Below are 12,300 nucleotides of genomic sequence, written 5' to 3'. Positions count from 1 at the left end.
GTGCAAAAACGGGGCCGCTGGCGATATTGCCAACGGCCCCGCTTCGTTTCGTTCCAGTATGTTCGACTAGTCCTCGAGCAGGTCTTCGATAAAGCCGACGCGGTAGTTTTTGAAGATGACTTCACCGCCGTCTTGCGTGGCGTCCAGATCGACATCGCCCATGATGCCAAAGTCGTGGTCGCCGTCCTCGTCGGCAAAGATCTGGTGCACGTGCCATACGTGCGCGGTCTTCTCGTCGGACTCATCGATGGAAAACATCGCGGCGCTGCGGGCATCTCCGTCGGTGAGGATTTCCTCGTGCTGCTCATGGTAGGCATCGAGGGCCTTTTGCCAGCGGATCTCGCTCATGCCCCAGTCGTCGTCGAGCTCGCCCAGGTCGCGAACGTGCTCACGGGCGGCAAGGGTCACGCGGCGGAAGAGCGCATTGCGCACCAGCAGCGTGCAGCCGCGGCGGTCCGCCACGACCTCGTCGATGCCCTGTGGCGGCGCGGCATCGAGGGCTGCCGGGTTGCCGGCGTTCTCCCACTCGTCCACCAGGCTCGAGTCCACCGAGCGCACCACAAAGCCCAGCCACGAGATAATGTCGCGCAGGCGCTCGTCGCGCTTCTCGATGGGTACGGTGCGGTCGAGCGAACGGTAGGCCTCTGCCAGGTAGCGAAGCAAAATGCCCTCGGAGCGGGCGATGCCGAGCTTTTGAATGTAACCCTTAAAATCGCTCGCGCTTTCGAGCATATCGCGCAGGACACTCTTGGGAGAGAGCTGGTAGTCGTTTGCCCAGGGCACTTTCTGGCAGTACTTGTCAAAAGCGGCGTCGAGCAAATCCTCGAGCGGCTTTTCGTACGTGACGTCTTGAATGCGCTCCAAGCGTTCCTCATACTCGATGCCGTCGGCCTTCATCTCGGCCATAGCGCGATCGCGTGCGGCGCGCTCCTGTGCGCGCAATACCTGCTTGGGGTCCTCGAGCGTGGCCTCGACCATCGAAATGAGGTCCATGGTATAGGTCTCACTTTCGGGGTCGAGCAGCTCCAGCGCGGCAAGCAAAAACGGCGAGAGCGGCTGGTCGAGCGCAAAGTCCTCGGGCAGGTCGACCGTCAGCGCGTAGTCGATGTCCGGCGCGGCGTCAGCCGGAGCGTCGGGTGCGGGCGGCACCTCGGTGCGCACGACGACGCCGGAGTCGATGAGCGTGGCGAAGATCTCGTCGGCGCGAACCTCAAGCTTGGCCTTCTCTTCGGGGGTCTGCAGGCTTGTCTCGATGAGGTCATGTACGCGGGCTCGGGCATTGCCGCCCTGCTCGACCACACTAATCACCATAGAGTGCGTGATGCGCAGGCGTGGTTTGAGTGTTTCGGGTGGCGTCTCGATCAGGTGCTCAAAAGTTTGCTTGTTCCAGGAGACAAAGCCCTCGGGGGCCTTTTTCTTTTTAATCTTACGGAGTTTTTTGGGGTCGTCGCCCGCCTTGGCCATAAGCTTGGCATTCTCGATCTCGTGCTCAGGTGCCTCGGCGATTACCATGCCCTCGGTATCGAAGCCCGAGCGACCGGCGCGACCGGCAATTTGATGGAACTCGCGGGCGCGCAGGCGACGCATCTTGTAACCATCGAACTTGGTGAGCGCGGTGAGCACCACGGTATGGATGGGTACGTTGATGCCGACGCCGAGTGTGTCGGTGCCGCAAATGACGGGCAGTAGGCCCTGCTGCGCCAGGCGCTCGACCAGCAGGCGATAGCGCGGCAACATGCCAGCATGGTGCACGCCGACGCCGCATCCAAGCAGGCGTTTGAGAATCTTGCCAAAGGCCGTCGAGAAACTCGTTCCCTTTGCCGCTTCCTTAATGGCCTCGCGCTGCTCCTTGCTGGCGATGCCAAAATTGGCGAGCGACTGTGCCGTCGCAAGGGCGGCATCCTGGCTAAAGTGCACGATATAGAGCGGGGCCTCGCCACGGCGCATGGCGAGCTCGACCGTGCCCTCGAGGGAGGTCGTCACATAGTCGTAGCTCAGCGGAACAGGACGCGGGGCATCGACAACCAAGTCGCAAGCAGCGCCGGTGTGCTCCTCGAGCGAGGCGGCGATGGCGGTGACATCGCCGAGCGTGGCGCTCATGAGCATAAACTGCGTGTGGGGCAGGGTGAGCAGCGGTACCTGCCAGGCCCAACCGCGATCGGGGTCGGCAAAGTAGTGGAACTCGTCCATGGCCACGCAGCCCACGTCGGCGCCCTCGCCCTCGCGCAGCGCATCGTTGGCAAGGATTTCGGCCGTGCAGCAGATGACGGGCGCCTTGGTATTGATATGCGTATCGCCGGTGATCATGCCGACGTTATCGCGGCCGAGTACCTGTACCAGGTCGAAGAACTTTTCGCTGACCAGGGCTTTGATGGGGGCCGTGTAATAGCAGCGCTTGCCCTGAGCCATGCCCATAAAGAGCATGCCCAGCGCGACGAGCGATTTACCCGATCCGGTCGGTGTGCCTAAAATGACGTGATCGCCAGCGGCCAGGTCCATGAGGGCCTCTTCTTGGTGATCCCACAGCTCAATGCCACGGTCGCTCGTCCATTCAAAGAAGCGTTCGAAGGCCTGATCGGGCGTGAGCCATGGTTCGGGCTCGCTGCCGTCCTCGGGCTCCCACCAGGTGGGAGAGAGCGCGCCGAGCGAGCCAAACTCGGCTTCGGTTCCCGTGCCGCCCGAGAACGAGCTGGCGGCGCCGGCACCGGAGACGGTGCTGGCGGCGGTATCTGTCGTGGTCTGTGCCATGTGTTTGCTTTCTCTCGCGATTGTCCGCCAACTATTATGGCGTAGCGTCGCATCGATGCGTTCGCAGGCAAGAAAATGCAGGAAATGGGCGTTCTGCCCAGCTGTTTGGTGCAGTTGCCAGCTAAGTGAGTAGACTTTTTGCAATATTGCGAGCACATGGCTTTTGCGCAAAGGCTCTACCTGCGGTTTTAGTATTGGTTATGCGAGTTGTGCTTGGCTATTGCAAAAAAGTCTACTCACTTAGATTTGAGGGTCGTTTGCTGGCGCCTATTTGCGCTTGTTTGCCGAAGCCGCGACCATCAGAGGCCCCTGGGACTCCTGCGGTAAGCGCTTCTTGCCCTTGCGGGCGCGGTTTTTAAAGTTCTCGACGGCCTCTTCCATGCCGAGGGGCACGTAGGTGAGCTCATCGAGATTGTCGGGCAGGTAGCACGCAAGGCTTTGCTCCTGCGCGCGCCCCGCCGTGAGCTGTTCATCGCTGGGCAGCGCGTCGGGAGTGGCGCAAATGCCATAGACGGCGGCACCCATCTCGCGCGTGCGGCGCTCGTATTCGGTCTCGGGATACTCGGGATGGTCGTGGCGAACGTCGTCACTTACCCATAGTGTGTCGTAGCCGGCCGCGGCAAACTGCCCCAGGGCGTAGTCGCGCAATGGCTTGCTGTCGGTGCGCAGCGTGACGGTGGCGCCGGCTGAAAAAAGCGGGCGGTAGAGCATCAGATGGTCGACATGGACGAGTCGTTTTTTGGCGTACTTGGCCTTAGGCTGCGGCGTGGGAAAGTTGATGGTGATGGCATCAAGCTCGCCTGTGGCAAACAGCTGCGGCAACGATGCAGCGCCTCGGGGCAGGACGAGTGCGTTGGTCAGTTCCTGCTCGCAGATTTTCTGTGCGGCATAGGCGATGCAGATGGGCTCCTGGTCCATGCCGATAAAGAGCGTGTTTGGCTCGTGGGCCGCGCGCTCTACAAGGTACGTTCCCTTGCCGCAGCCAAGATCCAGGTGAAGGTGTTCGAAAGACTTGCTGCCTGCGGGCGCACAGGCCTCGCGCCAATCTCCGGCATAGATTTCAGGGTTCGTCTCAATCGCATCGGCGTAGCGCTCCAGGCGCTCTTCGAGCACAAAGTTCTTAGGCGTGCGAACGTGGACGGCTCCCATGAGGCTCCTTGGTCATAAGTATGGAACGCATAGCTGCGCGTTCCGTCAATGGGTTGAAAAAGGGTAGGCATAGCTTGCCCGAAAGATGCGGTGCGGCTCGACGGCGAGTCGTCGGTGCCTACAGGCGCTTGAGAATCACGTAGCGGTTGAGCTCGCCACTGCGACCGTCGGCATGGAAGCGCTCAAGCTCGCGTACGGGGACCTCGCCGCTCTTGTAGAACGTGCGCACGCCGCGCACCAAGTCGGTGATCTGCTGATCGTCAAAGTGGTGGCAATAGCGGTAGGCGTGGCGGTCGTTTTGCCAGCCAATGAGGTGGTCGCCGGCTTCAAACTGCGCTGAATCGTAACCCTCAAACGGCGGGGTGAGCTCGGCGCGGGCCTCGGCTCGAACGGCCTTGCGCGCCATGCGCTCGTCGTTCATAAACTCCCAAAAGCTAATGGCGATGATGCCGCCCGGGCGCGTCTGCCGCACCAGGGCGTCGAGCACGCGTACGCGGTACTCGCACGACGGCACGTGGTGCATAAAGCCAAAACAGACCGAGATGTCGGCGAGCGGGGCGTCGAAAAGCGCGTCAGGCGCCTCGGCGGGGTTGAGCTTCATGAGGGCATCGAGCACGTCGAGTTCCTGGAAGTGCAGGTTGGGAATGCGCAGGGCATGACCGCGTGCATCGATGGCCAGGTCTTGGCACGAGTCGACGCCATAGAACTCAAACGGGCAGCTGGCATCTGCCGAGGAGTTTGCGCCGTCGACGCCCTTGGCGGCAAGTGCGCCGCCGGCGGCAAAGTTCTCGAATCGCATATTGCCGCAGGCGAGATCGAAGACGCGGACGGGATGCTCGATCCTGGCGACGTCGAGCTGCCCGAGCGCGATGTCCATGGTGCGCACCCAGCCGGGCCACGGGGCCTGACGCGTATCGGAAAAGGAGGCGGAGTGCTCGCGATAGAACGTGTTGTTGAGCTGGATGAGCGATGAGGCGAAATCGCGGTTCACGGCGCGGGACCCCCTCCGTTGGCGGTGCGGAATTAACAGTACGACCATACTACCGTTAACGCCGCAACGGGGACAACCAAGCTACGTGTCATTGCTTTGTTTGGACACATTTCCGCAGCTCATATGCACCCGCAACCGCCGGTTGTCAAAAATCTCACTAGAATAGGTGGCATGCTTTTGGCGGTGGCGGATAGATTTTTAACTGTGCAAGGCGCCTTAAGAACAAAAACGGTCCGGCGGCACGGCTGGCATCACATAGGAGGAACCATGAATGTAGAAACTGCGCAGCGGCTCGCCGACCTTCGCCGCAGCAAAGGCTTTAGTCAAGAAGGGCTGGCGCGAAAGCTGGGGCTGTCGCGCCAGGCGGTCAGTAAATGGGAGCGCGCGGAGAGCGCGCCCGATACCGAGAACCTGATCTCGCTCGCCAAACTCTATGGCGTGAGCCTGGACGAGCTCCTCAATCCGAGCGATGAGATCGAGGACGATATCGAGTTTGAGAACGAGGACCGCGCCCGTCAGCGCGAGGCCGAGGCGGCAGAGCGCGCACGCACCCATGAGGCGGCGGCACGCGCCACCGAGGCGGCAACGCAGGCGAGTGATGCTGCGGCCAAGGCGGCACAAGCGGCAAGCTGGAGTGCGCAGGCCGCCAACGCTGCTACGGCGCAGGCGACGAGTGGCGGTGCAGTTGGCTCGACTCCGGTGAAGGGCCCGTTCCAGTCGTTCCCGTATTGGGCCGTGTGCTGGCTGCTGTTCTTTTTGCTGATGTTCCCGTTTGGTGCCGGCCCCTTTGCTGCGCTCATCTTCTTTACGATTCCAATCTATCACTGGGTGGCGCGTGCGCTCGATGGCGATTGGGCACGCGGGGATATTCAGGTTGGTCCGGCACCGGTGACAGCTAGGGCTCAGAATGTTTCCGCTGCGGTTGATGCTGACGTGGCTACCGCGACCACCGCTGAGCCGATTGCCAAAGAGGGTGATGAATGATGAAGCTTTCGCATGAATCCAAGGTACGCTTGGGCGTTGGCGTCGGAGCGTTTGTGCTTATCATTGGACTTGTCTTTGGCATTTCGCGGCTATTGGCTCATTCCGATATGGTGCGTACGACCGGTATTCTATCTGGCCATTTGTCTGATTTTGACGATATGTTTGACGAGGACGATTCCTTGAATAGCGGTAACTATTCCGCTCGGCCTCAGCAACTTTCGAGTGCGACTTTTGATGCCGATGAGTTCCGCTACCTCGATTTCGATATCAATGCGGCTTCGGTGGACGTCAAGGTTGTTGATGGCAACAAGGCTCGCGTTATAGAGCGGGGGCGCGTTGCCGAGGGTATGGATGCCTCCAAGGCCGCGACGCAAAACATCGCATCCGTCGAGGACTCGACGCTCAAGGTTTCCCAGTTTGGAAGTGATGACGGCAAGGCAATCGATCGCTCAGTTACGGTTGAGCTGCCACGCCGTGTTGCCGAACATCTGAAGGGAGTCAACGCGCACGTGGGCTCGGGTGATCTGCAGATTGCCGGTGTCATCTGTGATGGTTTCGATCTTGTCCTGGGTGCGGGAGATGTAGAGTTTTCGGGCAGCGTGACTGATGCGCTCAGCGCTGAAGTCGGTTCGGGCGATGCGACGTTCGAGCTTTACCAGGCCCCCGCGAAGTCGATGGACGTGAGCGTGGACTCGGGCGATGTGGAGATGACGGTTCCGAACTCGACGGGCTTTAAGGCGAGCGTCACCTTGGGCAGCGGCGACTTCGAAAGCGATTTCCTTCCGCTTGGCTACGACGGCGAGACCATTTTGAATCTTGAATTCGATAACGGTGACAAGTCTGCCACGTATCGTTTTAAGGTCGGTTCGGGCGACATGTCGTTTGATTCGGAGTGACATGCGGTTTTCGGAGATCGGTGCATACAGGCGTGCTCTTTGATGAAGGCGCCGGAGCTGCGACGGGCTTCGGCGCCTTTGCCTTTACAATGGGGGCATGGAACAGATTATCTTGAACATACTCGAGGCTCTGCGTCGCGGCGAGACCGTGGACGACAAAGCGCTCGTCAAACTGATACATGCCGAGGCGCGCCGTGAGGGTGCCGACAAACGCGATTTGGCCAAGCGCCGTCTGCTGCCGTTCTACCAGCGGGTTAAACGTGAGGATCCGGCTCGTTGGGCTGCGTGGAATGTCGATTCCGATCTGGAACGTCAACTGCTGCAGGTGCTACGCATGAAGCCGCGCCGCACGGCTTCGGGCGTAGCGACCATTACCGTCATCACCAAGCCGTGGCCGTGCTCGGGCGATTGCCTGTTTTGCCCCAACGACCTGCGTATGCCCAAAAGCTATTTGCATGCCGAGCCCGCGTGCGCCCGTGCGGAGCAAAATTGCTTCGATCCGTATCTGCAGGTGAGCGCTCGTCTGACCGCGCTTTCGCAGATGGGGCATGCGACCGATAAGATTGAGCTCATTGTGCTCGGTGGCACCTGGAGCGACTATCCGGAAGGCTATCAGACATGGTTTATGTCGGAGCTTTTCCGTGCGCTCAATGACGATGCCGTCGCCGGCGTGGCGGCCAACCCCATGTTGGCGCGTCCGGGCATCAGCCGTGCTGAGGCGGGGCGTCTGCTCGACGATGCACCCGCCGATGCGCTGCCGCCGGTGGTGTCGGAGCGCCGCGAGCGCTATCGGGCTGCCGGCATTGCGACAGACGAGGCTGAGCTCGCTGCCGGCGTTGCCGACGAGCAGGAGCGTGTGGATGCTGCCGTGGGCGGCTATAACCGTGCGGTGCGTCGTTTGTACGGCCCCGGTACGCCGTGGGGCGAGGTCACCGAGTGGCAGACGGCAACGATGGAGGAGCTCGAGCGTCAGCAGCGCATCAACGAGACGGCGAAGCATCGCGTGGTGGGACTCGTTATCGAGACGCGCCCCGATGCCGTAACGCCGCAGGCGCTTACGCTCATCCGCCGCCTGGGCTGCACCAAGATCCAGATGGGCATCCAGAGCCTCGACCAGTACCTGCTCGATATCAACGAGCGTCGCATTTCGGTGGGGCAAATCGAGCGGGCGTTTTCGCTTGCGCGCCTGTTTGGCTTTAAGATCCACGCGCATTTTATGCTCAACTTGCTGGGTGCCACACCCGAGGGGGACAAGCGCGACTACGAGCGCTTTATGACCGAGGGGGCCTTTATGCCCGACGAGGTCAAGGTCTACCCGTGCGCGCTCATCGAGGGCTCGCGTCTGGTGGGCTGTTACGAGCGCGGCGAGTGGCGCCCCTATACCGAGGAGGAGCTGCTCGACGTGCTAGCCGATGACATCGTGGTGACGCCGCCGTTCTGTCGCATCAGCCGCATGATCCGCGATTTTAGCTCCGACGACATTATGGTGGGCAACAAGAAGCCCAACCTGCGTCAGCTTGTCGAGAACCGCCTGGCTGCTCGGGGTGACGGTGCGACGGTGCGTGAGATTCGCTATCGCGAGATCAGCACGGCGGGTGCCGACTTGGATGAGCTGACCCTTGACGAGGATGTGGCGTACGAGACGCCGGTGACGCACGAGCGCTTTTTGCAGTGGGTGACGCCGCAGGGCAAGATTGCGGGCTTTTTGCGCCTGTCGCTGCCCGACCATTCGTTTGTTGCCGCGCATGCGGACGAGTTGCCGACGATGCCGGACGAGGCGATGATTCGCGAGGTGCACGTGTACGGCATGGCGGCGCGCGTGGGCGACCAGGGCCAGGCGGCGCAGCATCACGGGTTGGGGCGTTTGCTCGTAGAGCGTGCGTGCGAGATTGCCCGGGATGCGGGTTATGCGCGCATCAACGTGATTAGCGCGATTGGCACGCGCGAGTACTATCGCCATCTTGGATTTTATGACCATGGCCTTTATCTGCAAAAGGAGCTCTAGATGAACAAACCGAGTGTTTCTGCCGGCGTTGTTGCCGGCGTTGCTCTGGGAGCCGCGGCGCTTGGTGCGGCTGCCGTCGCTGTTCGTGCTGCCTGCCTGCAGGTTGCGCGAACCCGCAATGGGTTGGCGCGTGTGAAACGCGTGCACGATGAGGGCGGCGATGAAGTCCGCGTATTGGTGCAAGGCGGTGTCTACCAAAGCGCGAGTTACGTCGGCGAGCGCTGGGCGGAACCCGTCTTTGCGTACTATCGTGCGTTTGACGACGTGTTTGAGGCCGAGGATGCGATGCGTGACGTTTATGGTCACGGTATCAGCCGTATGCTTATGCTAGGTGGCGGCGGGTTTGCCTATCCCAAATTTGCGCTGATGTCGCACGAGGGCCTGCGCATGGACGTTATCGAGTATGACGGAGAGATTACGCGCCTGGCGCGCCGCTGGTTCTACCTAGACGAGCTAGAGCGCGCGGCAGGCGATCGCCTGCGGGTGATAACCGCTGAGGCTCGCTCGTATCTGGGTGTGACGAGTGTGGGCCATCGTCGCTACGACGTGGTCGTGAGCGATTGCTTTGGCGGTGCCGAGCCCGTACGCGAGCTGGCGACGGTTGAGGCGTTGCGTTTAGTGCGGGGCAGCCTGAACCCCGGGGGTATCTACGTTGCCAATATCGTGAGCGCAAACGAGGGGAGCGATGTAACGTTCCTGCGCGACTGCGCTGCCACGGCACTCGAGGTATTCGCCCACGCCTGGGTGGTCCCCTGTGGCGATACAGAGTTCGGCGGCGAGGAAAACTACCTGCTCATCGCCAGCGACGGGAACCATGCCTTTGCCGAAGCCGTGCCCCTTGACGCCGACTTCCTCGGCGCCGTCCTTCACGACTAGCGCGTCTTTCTGCGACCAGTCTTTCTGGGACGGGGGTTTTAGCTGCTTTCGGATGCCGGCTCGCTCCACATCGGGAGCAGTCAATTTGGGACGGGGCTATTTTAGCTATCCCTGCCACTAATCGGCCAAACCTTTCGCTTTACCTGCAAGGGCAGCTAAAATAGCCCCGTCCCAAATTGACTGCTCATATAGTCAGCCCCGTTTTATGCGTGGTCGCGCCAGCTGCGGACACGCTTCTTCATGCCATCTATGTCGAGCACGCCTTCGGCAAAGCCCTTACGCACGAGCTCTTCGGGAACGAACTCATCGTAACGATCAAAGTAAGGCACCTCGCCGGGATAGACGAGCTCGATGGGATCGAAGTCCTTCTCGGCCTCGGCGGCGAGTACCTCAAAGAACGTCTCTTCGTCGGCCTTCATCTTAAACTGCATAAAGTACGGGCGCGACGGGTCGAGTCCGCGAAGGCCCAGCTCCGCGGCACATTTAATCTTGAGCATGCGCTCGAGCGCCAAAAAGGCATAGCTGCCCAGCCAGGGGAAGAGCACCCAGGTGTCGCCGCCCAGGTTAATGAGCGGCCTAGTGCCCGCACCCGAAATCTCGGCCGTATGGCGAGCCTGCGCCAAGCGGGCCCGCGCGTTGCCCATAAGGTATGGATATGTCGCGTGCTCGTTGAGCGCTTTACGCATGCGCTCGAGTACATGCGTGTTGATGTCGCCGGGGCAGTCGCCAAAGTAAGCCGGCACACGGCCCTTGACCTGCGTGGCAAAGACGGTATGGCGCTTCCAGTCCACTTCCTCGACAATCCAGCAGTGCCCGGCGATGGCGATGCGTTCACCGGGCGGTGGGGGATTGACGATCGTGCCCAGTTCGGACGACTCGCTGCGGACGGTGAACTCCTCGTTTTCCTGGAACACGGCGTAGAACTTAAAATTGTTGATGATGCGCTCGCCCGCGAGGCCCACGATGAGTCCGCCGCCCTCGGTGACCTGGATATGGTCGATCTTAATGAGGTGACGCAGCAGCACGCGATAGTCATCGGCTGAGACGCGGTGGAAATAACTGAGCGTGAGCACGCGCTGGGCAAGTTCTGCCGGCGTGAGCTCTCCGGTGCTGGCAAGCGTCGACATAGTCTGGTGATAGAGCAGACTGTAGGGGAGTCGATCGAGCTCGGGCGGCTCGACCCACTTTTCCTCGCGATAGAGTTGTACGAGTGCGATGCCCTGCAGGAGCTTCCACGGAATGGTTTCGGGCATCATCGTGCGCGGCTCGGGCTCTTCCTCGCGCATGACAAACCACATCTCGGGTGGAAGGTCGCGGCGTCCCGTGCGGCCCATTCGCTGCAAAAAGGAACTGACGGTAAATGGCGCATCGATCTGAAATGCACGCTCCAGACGGCCGATATCGATGCCAAGCTCAAGCGTAGAGGTGGTGACGGTCGTCTGTGCCTGCTCCTCATCGCGCATGAGCTCTTCTGCCGTCTCGCGCAACGATGCCGAAAGATTGCCGTGATGGATGAGGAAACGGTCAGGCTCGTGTCGGCTCTCGCAGTAGCTGCGCAGCATGGAACATACGGCCTCTGCCTCCTCGCGCGAGTTGGCAAAGACCAGACACTTGCGCCCGCGGGTGTGTTCGAAGATATAGCCCATGCCGGGATCGGCGTTGTCGGGTGCGGTGTCGGTGGGGTTGAGGAGCGCTTGCTCGGCGGCCCGGGGGATGTCGACTTCGCCCTCGGGGGCCGAGGAAGTGCAGCGGTTCCCGGAGCTAGCCTTACCCTGTGCCCGTTTGCGACGTTGACGGCGCTTGTCCTGTGTGGGCTGTCCGCTGTGGCACGTGCCTTGGGTGTCGGCCGGCAGCGCCGTGGGTGCCGCTGCCTCAATGCGCTCGGAGGCAAGCACTTCGGCCTCTTGAGGACCCATGCTCTCGAATCCCCGCTGCTGTGCCTGGGGACCCGAGTTGTAGAAGTGCTCCATGGAGATGCGCCACACGCGGCGCGGTTCCTCAAAACGGGGGATAACGCAGTCACGTCCCGTTCCCTGTGAGAGAAAAGCGCCCGTGCGCTCAGGGTCGCCGATGGTGGCCGAAAGGCCAATGCGTCGAGGCTGCACGCCGGCCATGCGCGAGAGTCGCTCGATAAGGCAGAGCGTCTGCCCGCCACGGTCGCCGCGCATGAGCGAGTGGACCTCGTCGATGACCACATAGCGCAGGTCGCAAAACATGCGCGGGATCGCCATGTGCTTATGGATCAGGAGCGCCTCGAGTGACTCGGGCGTAATCTGCAAGATGCCGCTCGGCTTTTTGATGAGCTTAGCCTTGTGCGACTGTGAGACATCGCCATGCCAGTGCCAGACAGGGATATCGGCCTCTTCGCAGAGGTCGTTAAGGCGGACGAACTGATCATTGATGAGCGCCTTGAGGGGGCCGATGTAGAGGGCGCCCACGCTCGCGGGCGGCTTCTCCCAAAACTCGGTCAGGATGGGAAAGAAGGCCGCCTCGGTTTTGCCGGAAGCCGTGGATGCCGTCAGGAGCACATTGTCTTGTGTGTTAAAGATGGCATCTGCCGCCGCAACCTGAATGGAGCGCAGACTCTCCCAATCGTGGGAGTAGATGAAGTCTTGGATAAACGGGGCGTAGCGGTCAAAGGCGTTCACGGG

General features: G+C 61.2%; 8 protein-coding genes. 4 read left to right on the top strand and 4 right to left on the bottom strand.

The genetic code is table 11. The features are described from left to right. Nucleotides 1-66: 66 nt before the first annotated feature. The 3 genes from ACTQXI_RS07050 to ACTQXI_RS07040 form a co-directional block, all read right to left on the bottom strand. Nucleotides 67-2,748 (bottom strand): DEAD/DEAH box helicase, encoded by a 2,682-nt coding sequence (locus tag ACTQXI_RS07050; protein ID WP_441048493.1) that lies wholly within the window; start codon nucleotides 2,746-2,748, stop codon nucleotides 67-69. Nucleotides 2,749-3,015: 267 nt separating this feature from the next. Further along, nucleotides 3,016-3,897: a tRNA (guanine(46)-N(7))-methyltransferase TrmB gene (gene trmB / locus ACTQXI_RS07045; RefSeq protein ID WP_441048492.1), complete on the bottom strand. Its 882-nt coding sequence runs from the start codon at nucleotides 3,895-3,897 to the stop codon at nucleotides 3,016-3,018. A gap of 118 nt (nucleotides 3,898-4,015) precedes the next feature. Continuing rightward, a complete protein-coding gene (locus tag ACTQXI_RS07040; RefSeq protein ID WP_441048491.1) occupies nucleotides 4,016-4,888 on the bottom strand; it encodes a class I SAM-dependent methyltransferase in 873 nt (290 codons plus the stop codon). 267 nt (nucleotides 4,889-5,155) lie between these two features. Here ACTQXI_RS07040 and ACTQXI_RS07035 point away from each other — a divergent pair, with 267 nt between their 5' ends. The 4 genes from ACTQXI_RS07035 (at nucleotide 5,156) to ACTQXI_RS07020 (ending at nucleotide 9,649) form a co-directional block, all read left to right on the top strand. Continuing rightward, entirely contained in the window at nucleotides 5,156-5,872 is a 717-nt protein-coding gene (locus ACTQXI_RS07035; RefSeq protein ID WP_441048490.1) for a helix-turn-helix domain-containing protein, read from the top strand. Further along, nucleotides 5,872-6,768: a DUF4097 family beta strand repeat-containing protein gene (locus ACTQXI_RS07030; protein ID WP_441048489.1), complete on the top strand. Its 897-nt coding sequence runs from the start codon at nucleotides 5,872-5,874 to the stop codon at nucleotides 6,766-6,768. The genes ACTQXI_RS07035 and ACTQXI_RS07030 overlap by 1 nt, the downstream gene beginning before the upstream one ends. A 97-nt stretch (nucleotides 6,769-6,865) precedes the next feature. After that, entirely contained in the window at nucleotides 6,866-8,773 is a 1,908-nt protein-coding gene (locus ACTQXI_RS07025) for an elongator complex protein 3 (protein ID WP_441048488.1), read from the top strand. Next, nucleotides 8,774-9,649 carry a spermidine synthase gene (locus ACTQXI_RS07020; protein ID WP_441048487.1) on the top strand — a complete coding sequence of 292 codons (876 nt, stop codon included), beginning with the start codon at nucleotides 8,774-8,776 and terminating at the stop codon, nucleotides 9,647-9,649. Between the two features lie 203 nt (nucleotides 9,650-9,852). On the opposite strand, the gene ACTQXI_RS07015 is transcribed toward ACTQXI_RS07020, so the two are convergent. Continuing rightward, nucleotides 9,853-12,297 carry a DEAD/DEAH box helicase gene (locus ACTQXI_RS07015; protein ID WP_441048486.1) on the bottom strand — a complete coding sequence of 815 codons (2,445 nt, stop codon included), beginning with the start codon at nucleotides 12,295-12,297 and terminating at the stop codon, nucleotides 9,853-9,855. Nucleotides 12,298-12,300: the final 3 nt, after the last annotated feature.

It is taken from the genome of Collinsella sp. LCP19S3_C9 (assembly GCF_052121575.1).
Taxonomy (GTDB): domain Bacteria; phylum Actinomycetota; class Coriobacteriia; order Coriobacteriales; family Coriobacteriaceae; genus Collinsella.
This window is presented reverse-complemented; position numbering and strand designations above follow the sequence as displayed.